20 protein-coding genes are annotated in these 23,197 nt (G+C 67.1%); 13 read left to right on the top strand and 7 right to left on the bottom strand.

Annotation, left to right across the window (positions count from 1 at the left end; translation table 11 throughout):
• Nucleotides 1–22 precede the first annotated feature (22 nt).
• Genes PO768_RS02760 through PO768_RS02745 form a run of 4 tightly spaced genes read right to left on the bottom strand, consistent with a single transcriptional unit; the run spans nt 23 to nt 3,156 of the window.
• The gene (locus PO768_RS02760) at nt 23–826 is read right to left on the bottom strand and encodes a peptidylprolyl isomerase (protein WP_137944627.1); all 804 of its coding nucleotides are present in this window, start codon (nt 824–826) and stop codon (nt 23–25) included.
• Nucleotides 827–881: 55 nt separating this feature from the next.
• The gene (locus tag PO768_RS02755) at nt 882–1,145 is read right to left on the bottom strand and encodes a BolA family protein (RefSeq protein ID WP_137944578.1); all 264 of its coding nucleotides are present in this window, start codon (nt 1,143–1,145) and stop codon (nt 882–884) included.
• Entirely contained in the window at nt 1,142–1,555 is a 414-nt protein-coding gene (gene msrB / locus PO768_RS02750) for a peptide-methionine (R)-S-oxide reductase MsrB (RefSeq protein WP_272644796.1), read from the bottom strand. Before msrB ends, PO768_RS02755 begins: the two co-directional genes overlap by 4 nt.
• A 56-nt stretch (nt 1,556–1,611) precedes the next feature.
• Nucleotides 1,612–3,156, bottom strand: a complete 1,545-nt coding sequence (locus tag PO768_RS02745) for a methyl-accepting chemotaxis protein (protein ID WP_269838850.1) — start codon at nt 3,154–3,156, stop codon at nt 1,612–1,614.
• A 219-nt stretch (nt 3,157–3,375) separates the two neighbouring features.
• Between PO768_RS02745 and PO768_RS02740 the strand changes: the two genes are divergently transcribed.
• The 7 genes from PO768_RS02740 (at nt 3,376) to PO768_RS02710 (ending at nt 11,967) form a co-directional block, all read left to right on the top strand.
• Nucleotides 3,376–5,022, top strand: coding sequence for a 3-(methylthio)propionyl-CoA ligase (locus PO768_RS02740; RefSeq protein WP_272644795.1), 1,647 nt, complete (start codon nt 3,376–3,378; stop codon nt 5,020–5,022).
• A gap of 80 nt (nt 5,023–5,102) precedes the next feature.
• Complete coding sequence (locus tag PO768_RS02735; RefSeq protein ID WP_137944582.1) at nt 5,103–6,344, top strand: branched-chain amino acid ABC transporter substrate-binding protein; 1,242 nt, start codon at nt 5,103–5,105, stop codon at nt 6,342–6,344.
• A 164-nt stretch (nt 6,345–6,508) separates the two neighbouring features.
• On the top strand, nt 6,509–7,459 hold the full coding sequence (locus PO768_RS02730) for a branched-chain amino acid ABC transporter permease (RefSeq protein WP_440402511.1): 951 nt from the start codon (nt 6,509–6,511) through the stop codon (nt 7,457–7,459).
• Nucleotide 7,460: 1 nt separating this feature from the next.
• Entirely contained in the window at nt 7,461–8,771 is a 1,311-nt protein-coding gene (locus PO768_RS02725) for a branched-chain amino acid ABC transporter permease (protein WP_272644794.1), read from the top strand.
• Nucleotides 8,768–9,556 carry an ABC transporter ATP-binding protein gene (locus tag PO768_RS02720; protein ID WP_432767395.1) on the top strand — a complete coding sequence of 263 codons (789 nt, stop codon included), beginning with the start codon at nt 8,768–8,770 and terminating at the stop codon, nt 9,554–9,556. Before PO768_RS02725 ends, PO768_RS02720 begins: the two co-directional genes overlap by 4 nt.
• A complete protein-coding gene (locus tag PO768_RS02715; protein WP_269838854.1) occupies nt 9,553–10,257 on the top strand; it encodes an ABC transporter ATP-binding protein in 705 nt (234 codons plus the stop codon). Before PO768_RS02720 ends, PO768_RS02715 begins: the two co-directional genes overlap by 4 nt.
• A 168-nt stretch (nt 10,258–10,425) precedes the next feature.
• Nucleotides 10,426–11,967: a TonB family protein gene (locus tag PO768_RS02710; protein WP_272644793.1), complete on the top strand. Its 1,542-nt coding sequence runs from the start codon at nt 10,426–10,428 to the stop codon at nt 11,965–11,967.
• A 19-nt stretch (nt 11,968–11,986) separates the two neighbouring features.
• On the opposite strand, the gene PO768_RS02705 is transcribed toward PO768_RS02710, so the two are convergent.
• Together PO768_RS02705 and PO768_RS02700 are read right to left on the bottom strand one after the other, a co-directional pair.
• Nucleotides 11,987–14,449, bottom strand: a complete 2,463-nt coding sequence (locus PO768_RS02705; protein ID WP_272644792.1) for a PAS domain-containing hybrid sensor histidine kinase/response regulator — start codon at nt 14,447–14,449, stop codon at nt 11,987–11,989.
• A gap of 134 nt (nt 14,450–14,583) precedes the next feature.
• Entirely contained in the window at nt 14,584–14,997 is a 414-nt protein-coding gene (locus PO768_RS02700; protein ID WP_262969785.1) for a hypothetical protein, read from the bottom strand.
• Nucleotides 14,998–15,284: 287 nt separating this feature from the next.
• Between PO768_RS02700 and PO768_RS02695 the strand changes: the two genes are divergently transcribed.
• Genes PO768_RS02695 through PO768_RS02670 form a run of 6 tightly spaced genes read left to right on the top strand, consistent with a single transcriptional unit; the run spans nt 15,285 to nt 22,128 of the window.
• Nucleotides 15,285–17,378, top strand: a complete 2,094-nt coding sequence (locus tag PO768_RS02695) for a 3-hydroxyacyl-CoA dehydrogenase NAD-binding domain-containing protein (protein WP_272644791.1) — start codon at nt 15,285–15,287, stop codon at nt 17,376–17,378.
• A 24-nt stretch (nt 17,379–17,402) separates the two neighbouring features.
• Nucleotides 17,403–18,578, top strand: coding sequence for an acetyl-CoA C-acyltransferase (locus PO768_RS02690; RefSeq protein ID WP_272644790.1), 1,176 nt, complete (start codon nt 17,403–17,405; stop codon nt 18,576–18,578).
• The gene (locus PO768_RS02685; RefSeq protein ID WP_272644789.1) at nt 18,575–18,997 is read left to right on the top strand and encodes a PaaI family thioesterase; all 423 of its coding nucleotides are present in this window, start codon (nt 18,575–18,577) and stop codon (nt 18,995–18,997) included. Before PO768_RS02690 ends, PO768_RS02685 begins: the two co-directional genes overlap by 4 nt.
• Nucleotides 18,998–19,010: 13 nt before the next feature.
• Nucleotides 19,011–20,840, top strand: a complete 1,830-nt coding sequence (locus PO768_RS02680) for an acyl-CoA dehydrogenase (RefSeq protein ID WP_272644788.1) — start codon at nt 19,011–19,013, stop codon at nt 20,838–20,840.
• 31 nt (nt 20,841–20,871) lie between these two features.
• Nucleotides 20,872–21,663, top strand: a complete 792-nt coding sequence (locus PO768_RS02675; RefSeq protein ID WP_272644787.1) for an SDR family oxidoreductase — start codon at nt 20,872–20,874, stop codon at nt 21,661–21,663.
• 6 nt (nt 21,664–21,669) lie between these two features.
• Nucleotides 21,670–22,128, top strand: coding sequence for a PaaI family thioesterase (locus PO768_RS02670; protein ID WP_272644786.1), 459 nt, complete (start codon nt 21,670–21,672; stop codon nt 22,126–22,128).
• A 10-nt stretch (nt 22,129–22,138) separates the two neighbouring features.
• Here PO768_RS02670 and metE read toward each other — a convergent pair.
• Nucleotides 22,139–23,197 (bottom strand): 5-methyltetrahydropteroyltriglutamate--homocysteine S-methyltransferase (metE, locus tag PO768_RS02665; RefSeq protein ID WP_272644785.1); only part of this gene is annotated, 1,059 nt, incomplete at its 5' end.

Below are 23,197 nucleotides of genomic sequence, written 5' to 3'. Positions count from 1 at the left end.
CGCGGTTTAGGCTCAACTCAACTCAGTTGGCGAACTTGTAGTCGGTCTTGGCCTTGGTCTTCAGCTCTTGCTGGAAGTTGGCGATCTTCTGCTGGCTCAGGCGCTGCACGATCTGCGGCTTGACGTCGTCGAAGGCCGGGAACTGGGCCTCGCGGGTGTCTTCCAGCTTGATGATGTGGAAGCCGAACTGCGACTTGACCGGCTCCTGCGTCATCTCGCCCTTCTTCAAGGCCGTCAGCGCCTGGCTGAACTCGGGCACATAGCTGCCGGGGTTGGCGAAATCGAGGTCGCCGCCATTGGCCGCCGAGCCCGGATCCTTGGAGTTCTTGCTGGCCAGTTCTTCGAACTTGGCGCCGCCCTTGATCTGCGCGATCAGGGCCTTGGCGTCTTCTTCCTTCTCGACCAGGATATGGCGGGCACGGTATTCGGTGCCGCTGTTCTGGGCCTTGAACTTGTCGTACTCGGCCTTGGCTTCGGCATCGGTGACGCCGTTCTTCTTGCCGAAGTCAGCGAACAGCTCGCGGATCAGGATGCTCTGGCGGGCCAGTTCCATCTGCGCCTTGTAGTCGGCGCTGGCCGGGATGCCGCGCTTCTCGGCCTCCTGGATGAAGATCTCGCGCAGCACGACTTCGTCCTTGACCTGGGCTTCCAGCTCGGGCGTGCGTTGCTGCTGGCCGCTCTTGGTGACCTGGTTGATCAGCAGGTCGACGCGGGCCTTGGGCACCGGCTTGCCATTGACGGTGGCGACGTTTTGCGCACTGGCCGTCACGGGCACGAGCGCAGCGGACAGGGCCGCGACAGTGGCGGCGAGCACAAACTTCTTCATGGACATGGGCAGCAAAGGTAGAAAAATGCGCCTGACGGCGCGGGGTGCGGGAGAGTCAGCTTTCGTCCGGTGCGCGGGCGTCGATCGCCAGTGCATGGATGCCTTGCTGCATCAACTCAGCCAAGGAATGATATACGAGCTGATGGCGGGCCACCCGCGAGCGGCCGATGAAGCGCTCGCTGACGATGCTGACGTGGTAGTGGCCGCCCTCGCGGGCACCGGCATGGCCGGCATGCTGGGCACTGTCGTCGCGCAAGCTCAGCAGGCTGGGTTGCAGGGCCGCGCGCAGGCGGCGTTCGATCTCTTCGAGCATGCTCATGGCGTGGGCTCGGCGCGGAAGTCTATCGAGGCCGAGTTGATGCAAAAGCGCTCGCCGGTCGGCTCGGGGCCGTCGGGGAAGACATGGCCCAGATGCGAGCCGCAGTTGTTGCAGCGCACCTCGACCCGCACCATGCCGTGGCTGCGGTCGACGATGCGCTCCACCACCTCGCTGTTGACCGGCGCGTAATAGCTGGGCCAGCCGCAGCCGGCGTCGAACTTGGTGTCGGCCTCGAACAGCGGCGTGCCGCAGCCCACGCACTGGTACTTGCCGGCTTCCCAGTGGTCCCAGTACTTGCCGGTGAAGGCGCGCTCGGTGCCGGCCTGGCGGGCCACCTGGTACTGCATGGCGTCGAGCTGCTCGCGCCACTCGGCCTCGGTCTTCTTGATGGGGTAGTCGTGATCGCTCATGGTCGCTCCAGTGTAGCCAGCGGCCCGTGCCCGCGCCGCTGCGGGGTCTTGCGGCCTTACTGCAGGCGGAACACCGAGACGACCTCGGTCATGCGCGCGGCCTGGTACTTCAGGCTCTCGGCCGCCGCCGCGCTCTGCTCGACCAGCGCGGCGTTCTGCTGGGTCACCTGGTCAAGCTGGGACACGGCTTCGCCGACCTGGTCAATGCCCTGGCTCTGCTCGGCGCTGGCGGCGCTGATCTCGGCGATCAGGTCGGTGACGCGCTTGACCTGGCCGACGATGTCGCCCATGGTCTTGCCGGCATTGGCGGCCAGCGCGCTGCCGGCCTCGACCTTGGCCACGCTGTCGCCGATCAGGCTCTTGATCTCCTTGGCCGCCTGCGCGCTGCGCTGGGCCAGCGTGCGCACCTCGCCGGCCACCACCGCGAAACCGCGGCCCTGCTCGCCGGCGCGGGCCGCCTCGACCGCCGCGTTCAGCGCCAGGATATTGGTCTGGAAGGCAATGCCGTCGATCACGCCGATGATGTCGCTGATCTTGCGCGAGGCGGCGCTGATCTGCTCCATGGTGCTGACCACCTGGCCGACCACCGAGCCGCCCTGAGCCGCGACGCCCGAGGCGCTGGTGGCCAACTGGTTGGCGGTGCGGGCGGTTTCGGCGTTCTGCTTGACGGTGGCGGTCAGCTCCTCCATCGAGGCGGCAGTCTGCTCCAGATTGGCGGCCTGCTCCTCGGTTCGCTGGGAGAGGTCGGCATTGCCGCTGGCGATCTCGGCGGTGCCGGTGGCGATCGAGTCGCTGCTGGCGCGCACCTGGGCGACGATGCTCACCAGGCTGTCGTTCATGCGCTTGAGTGCGCCCAGCAGCTGGCCGGTCTCGTTCGTGCCCTTGACCTCGATGCGCGAACTGAGGTCGCCGCCGGCCACCGCCTCGGCCACCTTGACCGCCTCGGCCAGCGGCGTGACGATGGAGCGCACCAGCAGCCATGCGATCGCCATGCCCACGCCCACCACCAGCAGCGCGCCGATGCCACCCATCCACAGCAGGCCGGCGCGTGCCGCCGCGGCCTGTGCATCGGCCCGCTCGGCTTTTTGCTCCTGCAGCTTGACGAAGTCCTCGATGGCGCCCAGATAGCGGCCGACGGCGGGCGCGTACTCGTCGCGGATGATGGCCTGGGCGCCGGCCTGGTTGCCGCCGGCGCCGGCCTCGCGCGCCTTCTTGCTGGCGGCCAGCAGCGCGCCGCCATGGCCGACGATGATCTTCAGCTGGGCCTGATCCTCCGGTGTCTGGGCCTGCTTGGTGATCTCCTCGCGCAGCTTCTGCACCCTTGGGGTGTCGGTGGCCATCGGTTCCTTGAAGAGCTCGCCGACGGCCGGGTCGGCGCTGATCGAGGCGGCCATGCTGCGCGTCACCGCGACCTGGGTCATGCCCTGCCAGCGCACCGACTGGCGTATCAGGTCCTGGGCCTGGTCGATCGCGGTGTTCGCCTCGCGGGCAATCACCTGGCCGCGGTAGAGGGTCAGGCCTCCGACCAGCAACATGGCCAGCAGCAGCAGCGCGATGGCGCCGGAGAGTTTGCGGGCAAGACCGAGGTTGTTCAGGTTCATGCGGACTCCAGCATCAAGGCGTGCACCGATTCTGAGCATGCACGCCCAATTTGCCAACTCATGCAGGGCAGGTGACGTGCGATGCTCACGAAACGCCGGTGAATACCCCTAGGCCACCGGTGCCGGCTGTGTAACTCCGGTGACTATGGCCGGTCGGATGCGAGGTTTAAACTGATTCGAACAGGCCTGCCGAGGCCACACAAAGACAGGAGACCGCCGATGGCGCTGATGGGTCAAATGATGACCATGCCCTTGCTGATTTCGTCGCTGATCCAACATGCGGCGCGGCATTCGGGCGATACCGAAATCGTCAGCAAACGCTGTGAAGGCGATCTGCACCGCTACACCTGGCGGGATGCCGAGCGGCGCTCGCGCCAGGTCGCCCAGGCGCTGGGCCGGCTGGGGCTGGCGCCGGGCGACCGGGTCGCGACGCTGGCCTGGAACGGCTACCGCCATCTGGAGCTCTATTACGGCAGCTCGGGCTCCGGCCTGGTCTGCCACACGATCAATCCGCGACTCTTCCCCGAGCAGATCGTCTGGATCGCCCAGGATGCCAATGACCAGGTGCTGTGCTTCGACCTGAGCTTTCTGCCCCTGGTCGAGAAGCTCTGCGCCCAGCTGCCGGGCATCCGCCACTATGTGCTGATGAGCGACCGCGCCCATATGCCGGCCGCCAGCAGCATTCCGAACCTGCTGTGCTACGAAGACCTGGTCGAGGCCGAGGACGGGAGTTACCGCTGGCCCGAGTTCGACGAGAACACCGCCTCCAGCATCTGCTACACCTCGGGCACGACCGGCCACCCCAAGGGCGCCGTCTACAGCCACCGCTCCAGCGTGCTGCATGCCTACGGTTCGGCGCTGCCCGATGCGATGGACTGCTCCAGCAAGGATGTGATCCTGCCGGTGGTGCCGATGTTCCACGTCAACGCCTGGGGCCTGCCCTACAGCAGCGCCATCGTCGGCGCCAAGCTGGTGTTCCCCGGCCCGCACCTGGATGGCAAATCGCTGTACGAGCTGTTCGAGACCGAAGGTGTGACCTTCAGCGCCGGTGTGCCCACGGTCTGGCTGGGCTTGCTGAACTATGTGAAGAGCAATGGCCTGAAGTTCAGCAGCTTCAAGCGCACGGTGATCGGGGGCTCGGCCTGCCCGCCGGCGATGCTGGCCAGCCTGATGGATGACTTCGGCGTCGAGGTCATCCACGCCTGGGGCATGACCGAGCTCTCGCCGCTGGGCACGCTGTCCAAGCTGACCTCCAGGCAGCTCGCGCTGCCGGCCGAGCAGCAGCGCCGCATCCTGGAGAAGCAGGGCAAGGTGATCTACGGGATCGATATGGCGGTGATCAACGACGAGGGTCAGGCCTTGCCCTGGGACGCGCAGAGCTCGGGCAATCTGGTGGTGCGCGGTCACTGGGTCATCAGCAGCTATTTCGGCGAGCCGCGCTCGCCGCTGGTGACGGTGGACGGCCAGCCCGGCTGGTTCCCGACCGGCGATGTGGCGACCATCGATGCCGACGGCTTCATGCAGATCACCGACCGCAGCAAGGACGTCATCAAGAGCGGCGGCGAGTGGATCAGCTCCATCGATCTCGAAAACATCGCGATGGCCCACCCGGCCGTGCATGAGGCGGCGGCCATCGCCTGCGCCCATCCGAAGTGGGACGAGCGGCCGCTGCTGGTGGTGGTCAAGAAGCCGGACGCCCAAGTCACGCGCGAGGAACTGCTGGCCTTCTTCGAGGGGCGCATCGCCAAATGGCAGATCCCCGACGATGTGGCTTTCGTGGCCGAGATCCCGCACACCGCCACCGGCAAGATACAGAAGCTCAGGCTGCGCGAGCAGTTCAAGAGCCACCGACTGCCCGGCGCCTGATCCCCGGGCAAACCGCAGGCTGCTTTGCCCGCGCCGCCTCTTAAGCTCTACACGCCTTGCAAACCACAAAGGAGACAACGATGTACAGCAGCAAGCACGTCCTGAAGTTCACCGCAGCGGCCGCCCTGGTGCTGGCCGGCTCCGCAGCGCTCGCGCAAAAGGGCGAGACGGTCAAGATTGCCTGGATCGATCCCTTGTCCGGCCTGATGGCGCCGGTGGGGCAGAACCAGGTCAAGAGCTTCCAGTTCTTTGCCGAGAAGTTCAACGCCAGCAATCCGGCCGGCGTCAAGTTCGAGATCATCGCGATCGACAACAAGCTGAGCCCGGCCGAGTCGCTGAACGCGCTGAAGTCCGCCATCGACCAGGGCGTGCGCTATGTGACCCAGGGCAATGGCTCGGGCGCGGCGCTGGCCATCATCGATGCGGTCAACAAGCACAACGAGCGCAATCCCGGCAAGGAGGTGCTGTACCTGAACCACTCGGCCGTCGACCCCGACCTGACCAATAGCAAGTGCAGCTACTGGCATTTCCGCACTGACGCCGACACCTCGATGAAGATGGAGGCGATGACCACCTTCATGAAGGACCAGCCCGATATCAAGAGCGTCTTCCTGCTGAACCAGAACTATGCCCACGGCCACCAGGTGGCGCGCTACGCCAAGGAAATGCTGGCCCGCAAGCGCCCCGATGTGAAGATCGCCGGCGAGGACCTGCACCCGCTGGCCGCGGTGCGTGACTTCGCGCCCTATGTGGCCAAGATCAAGGCCAGCGGCGCCGACACCGTGATCACCGGCAACTGGGGCTCGGACCTGGCCCTGCTGGTCAAAGCCGCCAACGAGGCCGGCTACAACGGCAAGTTCTTCACCTACTACGCCGGCGTCACCGGCACACCCACGGCCTTGGGCACCGGCTCGGCCGGCCGCGTCTACCAGATCTCCTACAACCACTACAACATGGGCGGCCAGATGTCCAAGTGGCAAAAGGAGTTCCAGGACAAGTTCAACTCGGACTTCTACACCGGCAGCGTGATCCATATCTACACCCTGCTGGGTGAGGCCTTCGCCAAGGCCAAGAGCACCGATCCGGTCAAGGTGGCCGCGGTGCTGGAGGGCATGAAGACCAAGAGCTTCAATGGCGAGGTCGAGATGCGCAAGACCGACCACCAGCTGCAGCAGACCCTGTATCTGTCGGTCTGGCAGAAGACCGATGCGAAGAACACCTACAGCCCCGAGAAGACCGGCATGACCTTTGTGCCGGTGCGCACCTTCGAGCCCTATGTGTCGAGCACGCCGACCTCCTGCGAGATGAAGCGGCCGTCCTGAGTAGGCGTGGCGCTTGGCGCAGATTCTGGCGCCGATCCTGGCGGGGCCATCCTTGGGGTGGCCCCTTTCCTGAGATGCCCTGAGATGCCCTGCATTGGCGAGATCCTGTGGACCAATTCCTGATCAATCTGCTGAACGGCCTGTCCTCCGGGCTGCTGCTGTTCATGCTCAGCTCCGGCCTGACGCTGATCTTCAGCATGATGGGCGTGCTGAACTTTGCCCATGCCAGCTTCTATATGCTGGGTGCCTATATCGCCTACACCCTGGTGGGCCTCTTGGGCTTCTGGCCGGCCCTGCTGCTGGCGCCGCTGCTGGTGGGCCTGATCGGCGCGGGCTTCGAGCGCATGGCGCTGCGCCGGGTGCACAAGTTCGGCCATGTGCCCGAGCTTTTGATCACCTTCGGCCTGTCCTATCTGATCCTGGAGCTGGTGCAGCTGATCTGGGGCCGCACGGCGGTGCCGTTCTCGCCGCCGCCCGAGCTGCAGGGCCCGGCCTTCACCTTCATCCAGAACCCCGCCAGCGGCCTGAGCTTCGCGCTGGGCGAGGCCGGCGCCGGCGTGTGCAGCGCGGCCGGCGTGATCTGTTCCAAGTTTCCGCTGACCCGCGCCTTCATGATGCTGGTGGCCCTGGCGATGCTGGTGGCGCTGTGGCTGCTCTTGACCCGCACCCGCATCGGCCTGGTGATCCAGGCTGCGCTGAAGCATCCCGAGATGGTCGAGGCGCTGGGTCACAACGTGCCGCGCGTCTTCATGCTGGTGTTCGGCAGCGGCTGCGCGCTGGCGGCGCTGGCCGGCGTGATCGGCGGCATCACCTTCGTCACCGAGCCCTCGATGGCCGTCATCGTCGGCTCCATCATCTTCGTGGTCGTGGTGGTCGGCGGGGTTGGCTCGCTGGCCGGCGCCTTTGTCGGATCCATCCTGATCGGCCTGCTGCAGACCCTGCCGCTGACCGTCGACGGCTCGCTGGCCACACTGTTCAAGCTGGGCCCCGACACCTGGGGCTACCCGGTGCTGAAACTGAGCCTGGCCCAGGTGGCGCCCATCCTGCCTTATCTGCTGATGGTGCTGATCCTGATCTTCCGCCCCAAGGGCTTGATGGGCACGCGAGACGAATGAGATGACGACACGCACACGCGCCTCGGGCCCCCACTACCACTTCAAGCCCTACAACGTCGGCCGCTGGATCATCTGGGGTCTTTATGCCCTGGTGCTGCTGGTGTCGCCGCTGATCTGGACCTCGGGCCTGTCCCACACTATGCTGTCGCAGATGGGCATAGGCATCATCGCCTGCCTGGCCTACAACCTCTTGCTGGGCCAGGGTGGCATGCTGAGCTTCGGCCATGCGGTCTACAGCGGCCTGGGGTCCTTTCTGGCCATCCACACGCTGAACCAGGTCTCGGCCGGCGCCTGGACTGTGCCGGTCAGCCTGATCCCGCTGGTCGGCGGGCTGGCGGGCCTGTTCTTCGCGGCGCTGTTCGGCTATGTCTCGACCAAGAAGTCGGGCACGCCCTTCGCGATGATCACGCTGGGCCTGGGCGAGCTGATCTGGTCGATGTCGCTGATGCTGCCCGAGTTCTTCGGCGGCGAGGGCGGCATCAGCGGCAACCGCGTGGTCGGCAAGCCGGTGATGGGCATCACGTTCGGGCCGCAGATCCAGGTCTACTACCTGATCGCGGTCTACTGCTTTGTCTGCACCGCGGCGCTGTTCGCGCTGACCCGCACACCGCTGGGCCGCATGCTCAACGCCGTGCGCGACAACCCCGAGCGTGTCGAGTTCATCGGCTACGACACGCAGTGGGTGCGCTTTCTGGCCTTCATGATCTCGGGTTTCTTCGCCGGGATTGCCGGCGGCCTGGGCGCGATCAATTTCGAGATCGTCACGGCCGAGGTGGTGGGGGCGCTGCGCTCGGGCGCCTATCTGCTGTTCACCTTTCTGGGCGGCGCCACCTTCTTCTTCGGCCCCATCATCGGCGCGGTGCTGATGGTGCTGGCGGGCGTGCTGCTGTCCGAGCTGACCTCGGCCTGGCTGCTCTATCTGGGCCTGATCTTCCTGTTCATGGTGATGTATGCGCCGGGCGGCTTTGCGGCGCTGATCATGATGAATCTGCGCGTCGCGGCCTTCGGCAAGCTGGGCCGGCTCTGGACCTCCTATCTGGCCCTGGGCGGCACCGCGCTGGCCATGCTGATCGGCGCGGCGGCGATGGTGGAGATGCTCTATCACTGGCAGCTCAATGCCGCGTTGGGCCCGGAGCTGAGCTTCATGGGCGTGAGCCTGAACAGCGAGCGCATCGATGCCTGGTTTGGCGCCGCGATGCTGCTGCTGGTGGGCCTGGGTCTGTTTGAGCTGTCGCGCCGGCAGTTCAAGCGCGAATGGGACCAGACCCAGGAAGAGATCGAAAAAGAGATCAAGCGCCGGGAGAGCCTGTGAGCAAGAGCGAATTCGCGTTGGAGCTGCTGGATGTGCACAAGCGCTTCGGCAAGAGCGAGATCATCCGTGGCGCGCAGCTGCAGGTGCGTCCCGGCGAGCGCATCGCCATCATCGGTCCGAACGGTGCCGGCAAGAGCACGCTGTTCAATCTGATCAGCGGCCGCTTCGCGCCCAGCAGCGGCGAGATCCGGCTCAACGGCGCCCGCATCGATGGCCGCAAGCCTTATGAGATCAGCCGCCTGGGCCTGTCGCGCAGCTTCCAGGTGTCCAATCTGTTCACGCGGCTGTCGGTGTTCGAGAACATCCGCTGCGCGGTGCTGTGGAGCATGGGCTATCGCTATGCCTTCTGGAAATTCCTGGCCGATCTGGACGATGCCAATGACCGTGCCGACCGGGTGCTGGAGATGATCAAGCTGGACAAGAAGCGCGATGTGCTGGCCACCAATCTGACCTATGCCGAGGCGCGCGCGCTGGAGATCGGCATCACGATCGCCGGCGGCGCCGAGGTGGTGCTGCTCGACGAGCCGACCGCCGGCATGAGTAAGAGCGAGACCAAGCGCTTCATCCAGCTGATCCGCGAGGTCACCGAGGGCAAGACGCTGCTGACCGTGGAGCACGATATGGGTGTGGTGTTCGGCCTGGCCGACAAGATCGCGGTGCTGGTCTATGGCGAGGTGATCGCCTTCGACACGCCTGAGGCGGTGCGCGCGAACGCGCGGGTTCAGGAGGCCTATCTGGGTTCGGTGCTGGCCGAGCAGCAGGCCGCCGCGGGAGTGCCGGCATGACCCGCGCGCTCAAACTCGACAACGTCCACGCCTTCTACGGCAAGAGCCATGTGCTGCACGGCGTCAGCATGGAGGTGCGCCCCGGCGAGATCGTCAGTCTCTTGGGCCGCAACGGCTCGGGCCGCTCGACCACGGTCAAGACCATCATGGGCCAGGTCGACGGCACGGGCTCGATCCAGTTCGGCGGCAAGGAGTTGCTGGGGAAAAAGGCCTATGAGATCGCCCATCAAGGCATAGGCTATGTGCCCGAGAACCGCGACATCTTCCCTAAGCTGACCGTGCACCAGAACCTGCTGCTGGGTCAGAAGTCCGGCGCGAAAACGCCGCGCTGGGGCTTCGACGATATGTACGGCATGTTTCCGCGCCTGAAGGAGCGCCAGCACACCGAGGCCGGCGTGCTATCCGGCGGCGAGCAGCAGATGCTGACGCTGTGCCGCACGCTGATGGGCGACCCCGACCTGATCATGATCGACGAGCCTACCGAAGGCCTGGCCCCCAAGATCGTCGAACTGGTGGCCGAATACCTGAAGGAACTCAAGCGCCGCGGCATCGCCGTGCTGCTGGTCGAGCAGAAGCTGGCCATCGCAATGGAAATCTCCGAGCGCTGCTATGTGATGGGCCACGGCCGCATCGTGTTCGAGGGCACACCAGCGGATCTGCGCGGGAATGCCTATATCCGCAAGGAGTGGTTGGAGGTGTGAGGCTCCGGCCGTCGGCCCTGGGGAAAGACCTGACCCCGCCGATCCGCCAATCTCAGGCGCTTTGGATAAGACAATAGGGCGGATGCAGACCCCGACCGCCTACGACTTGCTTTGCTACCGCCATGGTCGCCGGGCCATGCCATCCGGTGCCGCCGGCTGCCCCGGCGCATGAGGGCTGAACGCAGGCGCCGGATGACGGCGCTGGGGCTCTCCCTGCTGATCCATGCGCTGCTGTTGAGCCTGAGCTCCGGCGTTGACGGGCCGGGGCTGCCGGGTCTGGTCTTCCCCTGGCAGGAGCGGCGCGCCGAGGCGCCGGACTTGCGCGTCGTGCTGACCCAGGCGCCGCAGGCGGCAGCGCCCGTGGCTGCGCCGGCCGAAGCTGCGGAGCCGGCCCCTGAACCTGCCGCAGCTCCTGAGCCGGCGTCGCCCGAATTGCCCGCGCCGGCCCCACAGCAGACGGTGGCGGAAGTCGCCAGCCTGTCGCTGATGGCGCCCGAAGCGATGATGTCGGCGGAGCCGCCTGTGGCCGACCCCAGCCCCGATGAGCCTGCCGCCGCTGCCGAGCCGATCCCGCCGACCCTTCTTGCACCGCCCGACGTGATCCGCGCGCTGCGGCCTGATCACACCTCCTGGGCCTTGCCGGCCGTGCCGGCGACGCTGCCGCTGCTGCCGGCCATCGCGGTGGCACCCAGTGCCTCCAGCCCGCAGACCCGCGAGCTGCGTGCGGCCACCACGATGGCGGCACCGGTGCCCGTCGACGCGATGGCCGCGACGCGCGCACCGGAGTTGGCCGTGCTGGATCGCGTCGGGGGACGAGTGGCCCAGGAGTTGGAGGCCAGGCTGGAAGCCGCGCGGCAGGAGGCGGCACGCCAGGAAGCAGCTCGCCAGGAAGCAGCCCGGCAGGACGCACTGCGGGCCGAGGCCCTGCGCCAGGAAGCCATTCGGCAGGCCGCCGCGCGGCAAGAGTCCGCTCGCCTGGAGGCTGAGCGCCTGGAGACCCAGAAGCGCGAGGCGCAAGCCATGGCGCGGCGGGCGGAGGCCGAGCAGCAGGCGGCCGCCAGACAAGAGGCGGCGCGGCAGGAGGCTGCGCGCCAGGAGGAGGTCTTGAGGCAGGAGTCCGCTCGCATCGAGGCTCAGCGCCAGGCGACGGCACGCCAGGCTGCGGTTGTGAAAGAGGCTGAGCAGGCGGCGCGTGATGAGATGGCCCGCCAGGACGCCGCGCGGCTGGCGGCTGCCCAGGCCAAGGCCCAGGCCGAAGCACAGCGCGAAGAGCGGCTGCGGGCGATCGGCCGCCAGCTCGACGAAGAGGCCGCCCGGCGCGACGCCATCGCCGCGCGGCTGCCGCCCTCGGCCAGCAGCATCCGCCGCGGCCGGCTGTTCGGGCGCAGCGATGCCAATGCGGAGTTGGTGCTCTATGCCGAGGCCTGGAGCCGCAAGATAGAACTCAACCAGACCTTCGAGCTGGTGCGCGAGGCGGCCAGGCAGCCGCATGCCGAGCCGCTGGTGACGGTGGCCGTCCGCAGCGATGGCTCGGTGGAGTCGGTGAGCTTTGTGCGCTCCAGCGGGGTGCCGGCGATTGACGCGGCCGTCAGGCGCATCGTCGAGAGCCAGGCCAATTACCCGGCCTTCCCGCCGGCCCTGGCGCGCGAGTTCGATGTGATCGAGATCCGCCGGACCTGGCGCTTCGATATGGCGGTGCGCTTGTACTGATCGCCGCCGGCGGGGATGGCTATCGGCTCAGCCAGCGGTCGACGACATGCAGAAAATTGCCCAGATCCAGCGGCTTGGTCAGGTAGTCGTTGAAGCCTGCGGCGCGCCCGCGTTCGATGTCCTGCGGCATCGCACTGGCGCTGACGGCGACCACCGGGATGGATTGAAGATCCGGGTCGGCGCGCAGCGCGGCCAGCACCGCATAGCCGTCCATCTCGGGCATGTGGATGTCCAGCAGTATCAGCGACGGTCGCTGCGCCGAGGTTAGCGCCAGGCCTTGGGCGGGGCTGCTGGTCGTCAGCACCTGGATCTGGGGCCGCAGCGTCAGCAGCTGCTCCAGCAGGCGCAGATTGACGGGGTTGTCATCGATGCAGAGCACGCTGTGGCTGGGCAGCGGCACGGCGGGCATGGCCGCTGCCGCAGGCGGCTCTGTGGTGGCCGGCGTCGGCCGTGAGCGGCTTGGCAGCTCGAGCCAGAAGGTCGAGCCCTCGCCGAGCGTGCTCTGCACGCCGACGCTGCCGCCCATCAGCTCGGTCAGCCGGCGCGTGATGGTCAGACCGATGCCGGTGCCTTCGATGCTGCCCTGCTCGGCGCCCAGGCGGTTGAAGGGCTGGAACAACTGGTCGATCTGTTGCGTCGACAGACCCCGCCCGGTATCACTGATGCTGATGCGCCAGCGCCTGCGGCGCGCCGGCTCGGCCGTCAGCCGCACGCTGCCGCCGTCGCGGTTGTACTTGATGGCGTTCGACAGCAGGTTCAGCAGGATCTGCTTGACGCGGGTGCGATCGGCATGCAGCTCGGCGTCAAGCGGCAGCTGGGCCTCCAGCTCGATATGGCGCGGCGCGGCCAGCGCTTGCATCAGCTGCACGCAGTCGTCGACCACGGCGGCCAGCGGGACCGGCTCCAGCGCCAGTTGCAGATGGCCGGACTCGATCTTGGCCAGGTCCAGCACCTCGTTGACCAGATCCAGCAGATGCCGGCCGGCCCGCAGGATCTCCTGCACCTGATCAAGCTGCCTGGCTTGCAGCGAGCCATCGTACTGGAGGATCTGGGCGAAGCCGAGGATCGCGTTCATCGGCGTGCGCAGCTCGTGGCTCATGCTCGACAGAAAGTCGGACTTGGCCATGCTGGCGCGCTCGGCCGTCTCCTTGGCGCCCGCCAGTTCCTCGCGCCGGGCCAGTTCCGGGCTGAAGTCGTAGAAGATGTCAAAGGCGTACTGCACGCGGCCCTGCTCGTCCTTGATGAAGCCGATGTGCTTGCTGGCGATGAAGCGGCTGCCGTCCTTGCGCTGCAGCAGCAACTGGCCCGTCCAGCTGAGGCCGTTGCGCATCGCCACGCCGATCTCGGCACGAAAGGCGGCCAGGGCCTCGGGAGCCACCGTCAGCGAGAAGTGTTGGCCGATGATCTCCTCGTCGCGATAGCCCAGGCCGGCCTGGTGTGCCTGGTTCTGATAGACCGCGTAGCCCTCGCCGTCGACGATGCTGATCATCTGGGTGCTGGCATCGAACACCCGCCGGAACAGCGCCAGCCTCTCCTGCGCAGCCTTGCGTTCGGAGATGTCGGTGAGGAAGGCGGTGAAGCTGCGGGCGGGCCCGCTGCCCAGCGGGCTCAGCGCGATCTCGACGAGGAACTCGCGGCCATCGCGGTGCAGCGCCGGCAATTCGACGCGCCTGTGCATGACACGCGGCACGCCCGTGGCCAGATAGCGTGCCAGGCCTTGCCTGTGGGCTTCGCGCATGCGCTCGGGGATGATGGTGCTGTCCAGCATGCGCCCGATGGCTTCCACTGAAGTCCAGCCGAACAGCTCGGCGGCGCGGCGATTCCAGTCGGTGATGCGGCCACCGTCGTCCATGCCCACGACGGCATCGTGCGAGGCGTCCAGATTGGCCTGCAGCCGCATCCCGGTCTCGATCAGGCGGCGCAGCGCCAGATGCGACTGGTGGCCGACCACCAGCAGCGCGAGCAGGGCGCTGGCCAGCACCAGGGCCACCAGCCGCTGGGCCGGCGCGTCGGCCAGGCCGGCAACGAGGCCGGTCGGCAGCAGCGTGCCGAGCAGGAAGGCGAACATGCCCGCGCGCTGCCCGGCCATCGAATTCATCGCGACCGCACTGACCCCCAGCAAAATGCCGACGAACAGTGCCAGGCTGTCCCCGTCGGGCCGTGTCGCCATCGTCAGCACCGGCGCGACCGACCAGGCCAGCCCGGCTGCAGCCGATTGCAGCGCAAACAGCCGCTGCCAGCGCCGCAGATTCGACAGGCCCAGCGCCGCGCGACGATAGGCGCTGCATTCCAGATGCCCCCACAGCGAGCTCGCCAGCAAAGCCGCACAGCCCGCAAGCAGCGCCTGGGGCGCCAGCACCGGCCACAGCAGCAGCCCCATCGCCAGCGTGACGGCCAGCGTCATGCCGACATTCAAGGGCTTGCGGGCATAGGCGGCATCGAGCAGGGCCAGATCCACATCGCTGGGTACAGTGCCATTCATCGCTAGCGTTCATCCAGTCCGCGAGCGACGCATGGGTCGCCCATGCCTGAATCTACCCTGGCGATGCCGTTCGCAGGCTCGGAGGCGGTGTTGTAATTTGCGCCGATCCAGCCCGGGACATACCCTAGCGCTGCTTACCAGCGCCAGCCCTGCTGCCACAGCTGGCGCAGCGCCAGCGCCTCGGCCTGCTGGCGCAGCAGGGCCGGGGCCAGACCGGGGCGGCCGGGCAGGGCGGGGCTGAGCCACAGCGGGCCGCCATCGCGCAGGGTGCGGGGCTGGCCGTGGCGCTCGGCGCGCAGCAGGGCCAGACGCCAGGCCTGCTGCAGGCCACGGGCCCGGTTCTCGTCGGCCAGCAGGCCCAGCCAGTCGCCGGCGGCGACGCGATGGGCGGCGAACAGAATGCGGCGAGCCAGATCCGGGCCGCTGGCGAGCGTGCTCACGACCTGACCCTCGGGGTCGCGCAGCAGGCGCGCGGCGGGCTTGTTCAAGGGGCTCAGGCTCGGATGGGAGCGAGCGATCAGGCGATCAAAGCTGGCCAGTTCATGCATGACGAAAAAACTCCGCTGCCCATGGGTGTCACCGGCGTTTGCCGGTCCCGGGGCAGCGGAGCCGCAACGCTTTAGCCGCATTTGTAGTCCGCCCGCAAGTAGTTGGTAAATCGGCGGTGACGTCGTCGATGTTTCGATGGCGTCGGCCTGCATTGTAAGCACAGGCGCGGCAAGCCCCCAAAGCACTTTGTCACGACAGGGACAGATCATCGTCGGGGCACATGCCTAGAATCGAACGACCGTTCTATTTGTATTCCAGCCCCGATCACCCCGAGCAAGAGGTCAGCATGACAGCTACTTACGAAGTCCGCGGCAATGTCGCCGTGATCACCTTGAGCAACCCGCCGGTCAACGGATTGGGCTATGACACCCGCAAGGCCACCGCCGCCGGCATCGAGCAGGCCGAGAACGATGCGGCCGTGCAGGCCATCGTGATCACCGGGGCCGGCAAGGCCTTTTCGGGCGGCGCCGACATCAAGGAGTTCGGCAGCCCCAAGGCGCTGGCCGAGCCCAACCTGCTGAGCCTGATCGCCGTGGTCGAGAACTGCAGCAAGCCGGTGGTGGCCGCGATCCACACGGTCTGCATGGGCGGCGGCCTTGAGTTGTCGCTGGGCTGCCATTACCGCGTTGCCTCGCCGGGTGCCAAGATCGCGCTGCCGGAAGTGAAGCTGGGCCTGCTGCCCGGTGCCGGCGGTACGCAGCGCCTGCCGCGCGCGCTGGGGGTCGAGCCCGCGCTGAATATGATCGTCAGTGGCGAGCCGGTCGCCAGCGAGCTGCTGGCCCAGGTGCCGGGGCAGCAGCTGTTCCAGAAGATCATCGAGGGCGATCTGCTTGAAGGCGCGATCGCCTTTGCGCAGGAGGTGGCCGACAAGCGTCCGCTGCCCAAGGTGCGCGAGCTGAAAGCCCGCCATGCCGACCCGGAGGCCTACTTCCAGTTCGCCCGCAATATGGTTGGCGGACAGAGCCGGAACTTCCCGGCGCCGCTGCGCTGCCTGGAAGCGGTGGCGGCCTCGGTCAAGATGAAATTCGAGGACGGCATGAAGGCCGAGCGCGAGGGCTTTGCCGCGCTGATGCTGACACCGGAATCCAAGGCCTTGCGACACGCCTTCTTCGCCGAGCGCGCCGCCAGCAAGATCGCCGATGTGCCCGAGGACACGCCCGCTCGCAAGATCGAGAAGGTCGCGGTGATCGGTGCCGGCACGATGGGTGGCGGCATCTCGATGAACTTCCTGAACGCGGGCATCCCGGTCACCATCCTGGAGACCAAGCAGGAAGCGCTGGATCGGGGCGTGGCCACGATCAAGAAGAACTACGAGGCCCAGGTCAAGAAGGGCAAGCTGAAGGAAGACAAGTACCAGCAGCGCATGGCCCTGCTGAGCACCACCTTGAACTACGCCGACATCGGCAGCGCCGATCTGGTCATCGAGGCGGTGTTCGAGGAGTTGAGTGTCAAGGAGGCGGTGTTCAAGCAGCTCGACGAGGTGATGAAGCCCGGTGCGATCCTGGCCTCGAACACCTCGACCTTGGACGTCAACAAGATCGCGAACTTCACCAAGCGCCCGCAAGATGTCGTGGGCATGCACTTCTTCAGCCCGGCCAATGTGATGAAGCTGCTGGAGGTCGTGCGCGGCGCGGCCACGGCCAAGGATGTGCTGGCCACCGTGATGCAGCTGGCCAAGAAGATCAAGAAGACGGCCGTGGTCTCGGGCGTCTGCGACGGCTTCATCGGTAACCGCATGATCGAGCAGTACAGCCGCCAGGCCGGCTTCCTGCTCGATGAGGGCTGCTCGCCGGCCCAGGTCGACAAGGCGGCCGAGAAGTTCGGCTTTGCGATGGGCCCCTTCCGCATGGGCGATCTGGCCGGCAACGATATCGGCTGGGCCATCCGCAAGCGCCGCTACCAGGAGAAGCCGCATCTGCGCTACTCCAAGAGCGCCGATCTGCTCTGCGAGCTGTGCCGCTACGGCCAGAAGACGCAGGCCGGCTGGTATGACTACCAGACGGGCAAGCGCGACGCGATCCCGTCACCGGTGGTGGCCGAGATGCTGGACAAGCACCGCGCGGCGTTGGGCATCGTGCCGCGCCAGATCAGCGATGAGGAGATCGTGCATCGCCTGGTCTTCGCGCTGGTCAACGAGGCCGCCCATCTGCTGGAAGAGGGCATTGCCCAGCGCGCCTCGGACGTGGACATGGTCTACCTGACCGGCTACGGCTTCCCGCTGTGGCGCGGCGGCCCGATGTGCTATGCCGACACCGTGGGCCTGTTCAATGTCGTGCAGGCGATGAAGCGCTTTGCCAAGAACCCGCTGGACGACGCGAAGTTCTGGGAGCCGGCGCCGCTGCTGGCCCGTCTTGTGGCCGAAGGCAAGTCCTTCTCCTAACCCCCTTCCTAGCGAGTTGCAATCATGAGCAAAGCAGTCATCGTCTCCACCGCACGCACGCCGCTGGCCAAGAGCTGGAAGGGCGCCTTCAATATGACCCATGGCGCGACCCTGGGCGGCCATGCCGTCAAGGCCGCCGTCGAGCGTGCCGGCATCGAGGCCGGCGCCATCGAGGATGTGCTGATGGGCTGCGCGACGCCCGAGGGCGCGACCGGCGGCAATATCGCGCGCCAGATCGTGCTGCGCGCCGGTCTGCCGATCACGGTGTCGGGCGTCACCGTCAACCGTTTCTGTTCCTCCGGTCTGCAGACCATCGCGATGGCCGCGCAGCGTGTCATCGCCGGCGAAGGCGATGTCTATGTGGCCGGCGGTGTCGAGAGCATCTCCTGCGTGCAGAACGAGGCGAACCGCCATATGTATGCCGATACCTGGCTGGTCAAGCACAAGCCGGAGATCTACTGGAGCATGTTGCAGACCGCCGAGCAGGTGGCCAAGCGCTACGGCATCGGCCGCGAGCGCATGGACCAGTACGGCGCGGCCAGCCAGCAGAAGGCCTGCGCCGCCCAGGCGGCGGGCAAGTTCGCCGACGAGATGATCAGCGTCACGACGACCATGGGCGTGGCCGACAAGGTGATGGGCCTGATGAGCAAGGAAGTGACGATCTCGGCCGACGAAGGCTTGCGCGAGGGCACGACTTATGACGGCATCAAGGACCTGCGCTCGGCCCTGCCGGGCGGCCTGATCTCGGCCGGCAATGCCAGCCAGTTCAGCGACGGCGCCGGCGCCTGCGTGGGGGTCAGCGAGCAGTACGCCGAGAGCCATGGCCTGAAACCGCTGGGCCGCTTCCTCGGCTTTGCGGTGGCCGGCTGCGAGCCCGACGAGATGGGCATAGGCCCGGTGTTCGCGGTGCCCAAGGTCTTGAAGAAGCTGGGCCTGACGGTGGCCGATATCGATCTGTGGGAACTGAACGAGGCCTTCGCGGTACAGGTGCTGTACTGCGCCGACACCTTGGGCATCCCGATGGACCGCCTGAATGTCAACGGCGGCGCGATCGCGGTGGGCCATCCCTACGGCGTCTCGGGCCAGCGCCTGACCGGCCATGCGCTGATCGAAGGCAAACGCCGCGGCGCCAAGAAGGTGTGCGTGACCATGTGCATCGGTGGCGGCATGGGCGCGGCCGGCGTGTTCGAGGTGCTGTGAACATCGACCTCGATACCCTGCGCGGCTTCTTCCGCAGCGCACCCTTCATGGTGGACCTGGGTGTCGAGCCGGTGGCGGTGCAGCAGGGGCGGGTCACGACCGAGCTGCTGCTGGCGCCGCGCCATCTGCAGCACACCGGCGTGGTCCATGCCGGCGTGCTGGCCTCGCTGGCCGACCACAGCATGGGCGCGGCCGCGCAGACCATGACGCCGGCCGGCCACTGGATCTTGACGGCCGAGTTCAAGACCAATCTGCTGCGTGGCGCGCGTGGCGACAAGCTGGTCTGCGAGGCCTGGGTGCTCAAGCCCGGCCGGCAGATCATGTTCACCGAGGCCGAGGTCTATGCGGTGGCGGCCGACGGCCAGCGCCAACTCTGCGTCAAGGCCTCGGGCACGATGGCCGTGACCCAGGCCAATTAGCGAGGAGGGCGCGATGAAGAGTCAAGCGCTGGGCCAGACCCTGGAGTTCCTGCTCTACGACTGGCTCAAGGTCCAGGAGCTGAGCGCGCGTCAGCGCTTTGCCGAGCACTCGCGCGAGACCTTCGATGCGGTGCTCGACACCTGCGAGAAGATCGCCCGCGAGAAGTTCGCGCCCTTCAACCGGCTGGCCGACACGCAGGAGCCGCACTTCGATGGCGAGCGCGTGCGGCTGCCGGAGAGCACCCATGCGGCGATGCAGGCCTATATCGAGTCCGGCATGCTGGCTGCGGCGCAGGACTACGAGCTCGGCGGCATGCAGCTGCCCTGCGTGATCGAGATGGCGGCCAATGCCTTTTTCAGCAAGGCCAGTGTCGCGATGGGCGGCTATGCGATGCTGACCAATGGCAATGCCAATCTGCTGATGGCGCATGGCACGGCGCTGCAGCGCGAGGTCTTCGCCAGGAACGAGTTTGCCGGCCGCTGGTTCGGCACCATGTGCCTCTCCGAGCCGCAGGCCGGCTCCTCGCTGTCCGATGTGGCGACCCGGGCCGAGCCCGATGGTGATGGCTTCGAGCAGGACCCGCTGGGTCCGCGCTACCGCCTCAAGGGCCACAAGATGTGGATCTCGGCCGGCGAGCACGAGATCACCGAGAACATCATCCATCTGGTGCTGGCCAAGATCCCCGGCCCGGATGGCAAGACGACGCCCGGCACGCGCGGCATCTCGCTATTCATCGTCCCGAAGCACCTGGTCAACGAGCGCGCGGAGCTGACCGGTGAGCGCAACGATGTGGCGCTGGCCGGCCTGAACCACAAGCTCGGCTATCGCGGCACGACGAACTGCCTGCTGAACTTCGGCGAGGGTCGGTTCAAGCCGGGCGGCAAGTCCGGCGCGATCGGCTATCTCGTGGGCCAGCCCGGCGAAGGCTTGAAGTGCATGTTCCATATGATGAACGAGGCCCGTATCGGCGTCGGTCTGGGCGCGGTGATGCTGGGCTATGCCGGCTACGAAGCCAGTCTCGACTATGCCCGCCAGCGCCCGCAGGGGCGTGCCATCGGCCCTGGTGGCAAGGACGCTGCCTCGCCGCAGCGACCCATCATCGAGCATGCGGATGTGAAGCGCATGCTGCTGGCGCAGAAGAGCTATGTCGAGGGCGGGCTGGCGCTGGAGCTGCTGTGCGCCCGCCTGGTCGATGAGCAGCACACCGCCGACGCCGAGACGGCGGCCGAAGCCAAGCAACTGCTGGAGGTGCTGATCCCGATTGCCAAGAGCTGGCCCAGCGAATGGTGTCTGGAAGCGAACTCGCTGGCCATCCAGGTCTTGGGCGGCTATGGCTACACCCGCGACTTCCCGGTCGAGCAGTACTGGCGCGACAACCGCCTGAACATGATCCACGAGGGCACGCATGGCATCCAGGGCCTGGACCTGCTGGGCCGCAAGGTGGTGATGAATGGCGGCGCGGCTCTGCTGGCGCTGGCCGCGCGCATCAACAGCACCATCGAGGCCGCCGTGCAGCAGCCCACGCTGGCCGAGCAGGGCAACCAGCTGGCGGCCGCGCTCGCCAAGCTGGGCCGCGCCACCAAGAATGCCTGGGCTAGCGGTGTGCCGGAGGAGGCGCTGGCCAATGCCACGCCCTATCTGCAGGCCTTCGGCCATGTGGTGCTGGCCTGGCTGTGGCTGGACCTGAGCCTCAGCGCCGCAGGCCCCTCGGACTTTGCCCAGGGCAAGCGCGCCGCCGCACGCTACTTCTACGCCTACGAGCTGCCCAAGATCGAGGCCTGGCTGGGCGTGGTCGGCAGCCGCGAGGCGCTGTGCCGCGAGATGCGGGACAGCTGGTTCTGATTCAAGCGATACCCTGGTGGAGACACAAGCAATGACACAACGCATCCAAGAACTGTTTGATCTGAGCGGCCAGGTGGCCCTGGTGACAGGTGGCTCGCGCGGCCTGGGCCTGCAGATCGCCGAGAGCCTGGGCGAGGCCGGCGCCAAGATCGTGCTGAGCTCGCGCAAGGCCGCCGATCTCGAGGAGGCCGTGGCCCTGCTGCAGGACCGTGGCATCGACGCCCGCTGGATCGCCGCCGACGCGGCCGACGAAGCCCAGGCGCGCGGCATCGTCACGCAGACCATGGAGCGGCTCGGTCAGATCGACATCCTGGTCAACAACGCCGGCGCCAGCTGGGGCGCGCCGGCCGAGGAGCATCCGGTCGAGGCCTGGGACAAGGTGATGAACCTGAACATCCGCAGCCTCTTCGTGATGAGCCAGGAGGCCGCGAGGCAGAGCATGATTCCGCGTCGCTATGGCCGCATCATCAATGTGGCGTCGATTGCCGGCCTGTCGGGCAACTCCTCGGTGATGAAGACCATCGCCTACAACACCAGCAAGGGCGCGGCAGTCAACTTCACCCGCGCGCTGGCCGGCGAATGGGGCCCTTACGGCATCACGGTCAACGCGATCGCGCCGGGCTTCTTCCCCAGCAAGATGACCAAGGGCCTGCTGGCCAGCATCGGCGAGGAGACCCTGGCCGCGCACGCCCCCTTGCGCCGCATCGGCGATGATGAAGACCTGAAGGGCGCCGCCCTGCTGTTCGCCTCGCGCGCCGGCAAGCACATCACCGGCCAGATCCTGGCGGTCGATGGCGGTGTCTCGGCCATTCACGGAACCTGATCGACGATGACTACGAAGCCCCCGCCGCCGCTGCAATTCCCCGTTCACATCCCCTTTGTCGAGCAGCTGGGGCTGGAGCTGCACAGCATGGGCGAGGGCGAGGCCGAGCTGCGGGTGGACCTGAAGGAGGCGCACCTGAATTCCTGGGAGGTGGCCCATGGCGGGGTCATCATGACCCTGCTGGACGTGGCGATGGCCCATGCGGCGCGCAGCATCCATCGCGATCAACCGGGCTTCGGGCCCGGCGTCGTGACCATCGAGATGAAGACCTCCTTTATGCGCCCCGGCGAGGGCGAGCTGCGCGCGATCGGCAAGCTCTTGCACCGCTCGACCACGATGGCCTTCTGCGAAGGCTCGGTGCTGGGCGAGGACGGCAAGCTCTGCGCCCATGCCACCGGCACCTTCAAATACCTGAAGGCCTTGCCGGGGCGCGGCCGCAGCCTGAAGACCCTGCAGCGCAGCTGAGCGCGCGCGCTCAGGCCAGCTCGGCGCGCAGTGTCATCGCGGCCTCGACCATGCGCCGCAGCGCGGCCTCGGTCTCGGGCCAGGCCCGGGTCTTCAGCCCGCAGTCCGGGTTGACCCAGAGCTGCCGGGCCGGGATCACCTCGGCGGCCTTGCGCATCAGCCTGAGCATCTCGGCGCTGGACGGCACGCGCGGCGAGTGGATGTCGTAGACGCCGGGGCCGATCTCGTTGGGGTACTTGAAGTCGCCAAAGCCGCGCAGCAGCTCCATGTCCGAACGGCTGGTCTCGATGGTGATCACATCGGCATCCATCGCGGCGATCTCGGGCAGGATGTCGTTGAACTCCGAATAGCACATATGGGTGTGGATCTGGGTCTCGTCGCGCACCGCGCTGGCCGAGATGCGGAAGGCGCGCGCGGCCCAGTCCAGATACTCTCGCCACTGGGCGCGGCGCAGCGGCAGGCCCTCGCGGATGGCCGGTTCGTCGATCTGGATGATGGCGATGCCGGCGGCCTCGAGATCGGCCACCTCGTCGCGGATCGCCAGCGCGATCTGCAGCGCGGTGCTCGAGCGCGGCTGGTCGTCGCGCACGAAAGACCATTGCAGGAGGGTGATCGGGCCGGTCAGCATGCCCTTCATCGGTTTGGGGGTCAGGCCTTGCGCATAGACGGTCCAGTCCACCGTCATCGCCTCGGGGCGAGCGACATCGCCATACAGCAGCGGCGGCTTGACGCAGCGCGAGCCATAGGACTGCACCCAGCCATTGGCGGTGAAGGCAAAGCCTTCGAGCTGCTCGCCGAAATACTCGACCATATCGTTGCGCTCGGCCTCGCCATGCACCAGCACATCGATGCCCAGCGCTTCCTGCTGGGCCACGGCCAGCGCGATCTCGGCGCGCATCGCCTGCCGGTAGCCGGCCGCGTCGAGCTCGCCGCGCTTGAAGGCCGCACGGGCGGCGCGGATCGCGGCGGTCTGAGGGAAGGAGCCTATCGTCGTGGTCGGGTAGGCCGGCAGCTTCAGGCGCGCCTGCTGCGCCGCCTGGCGGGCCGGGAAGGGCGAGCGGCGGCGGTC

The organism is Paucibacter sp. XJ19-41 (genome assembly GCF_028462495.1).
In the GTDB taxonomy this organism is placed as follows: domain Bacteria; phylum Pseudomonadota; class Gammaproteobacteria; order Burkholderiales; family Burkholderiaceae_C; genus Roseateles_E.
The sequence above is the reverse complement of the archived record's forward strand: the minus strand, read 5'-3'. Positions and strand labels throughout refer to the sequence as shown.

Coding starts and splice junctions, on each gene's coding strand:
- PO768_RS02760 (WP_137944627.1), bottom strand. CDS start 826: ATGAAGAAGTTTGTGCTCGCCGCCACTGTCGCGGCCCTGTCCGCTGCG.
- PO768_RS02740 (WP_272644795.1), top strand. CDS start 3,376: ATGGCGCTGATGGGTCAAATGATGACCATGCCCTTGCTGATTTCGTCG.
- PO768_RS02705 (WP_272644792.1), bottom strand. CDS start 14,449: ATGAATGGCACTGTACCCAGCGATGTGGATCTGGCCCTGCTCGATGCC.
- PO768_RS02670 (WP_272644786.1), top strand. CDS start 21,670: ATGACTACGAAGCCCCCGCCGCCGCTGCAATTCCCCGTTCACATCCCC.
- PO768_RS02725 (WP_272644794.1), top strand. CDS start 7,461: ATGACGACACGCACACGCGCCTCGGGCCCCCACTACCACTTCAAGCCC.
- PO768_RS02690 (WP_272644790.1), top strand. CDS start 17,403: ATGAGCAAAGCAGTCATCGTCTCCACCGCACGCACGCCGCTGGCCAAG.
- PO768_RS02675 (WP_272644787.1), top strand. CDS start 20,872: ATGACACAACGCATCCAAGAACTGTTTGATCTGAGCGGCCAGGTGGCC.
- PO768_RS02755 (WP_137944578.1), bottom strand. CDS start 1,145: ATGAGCATGCTCGAAGAGATCGAACGCCGCCTGCGCGCGGCCCTGCAA.
- PO768_RS02735 (WP_137944582.1), top strand. CDS start 5,103: ATGTACAGCAGCAAGCACGTCCTGAAGTTCACCGCAGCGGCCGCCCTG.
- PO768_RS02695 (WP_272644791.1), top strand. CDS start 15,285: ATGACAGCTACTTACGAAGTCCGCGGCAATGTCGCCGTGATCACCTTG.
- msrB (WP_272644796.1), bottom strand. CDS start 1,555: ATGAGCGATCACGACTACCCCATCAAGAAGACCGAGGCCGAGTGGCGC.
- PO768_RS02745 (WP_269838850.1), bottom strand. CDS start 3,156: ATGAACCTGAACAACCTCGGTCTTGCCCGCAAACTCTCCGGCGCCATC.
- PO768_RS02710 (WP_272644793.1), top strand. CDS start 10,426: ATGAGGGCTGAACGCAGGCGCCGGATGACGGCGCTGGGGCTCTCCCTG.
- PO768_RS02700 (WP_262969785.1), bottom strand. CDS start 14,997: ATGCATGAACTGGCCAGCTTTGATCGCCTGATCGCTCGCTCCCATCCG.
- PO768_RS02680 (WP_272644788.1), top strand. CDS start 19,011: ATGAAGAGTCAAGCGCTGGGCCAGACCCTGGAGTTCCTGCTCTACGAC.
- PO768_RS02730 (WP_440402511.1), top strand. CDS start 6,509: ATGCTCAGCTCCGGCCTGACGCTGATCTTCAGCATGATGGGCGTGCTG.
- PO768_RS02715 (WP_269838854.1), top strand. CDS start 9,553: ATGACCCGCGCGCTCAAACTCGACAACGTCCACGCCTTCTACGGCAAG.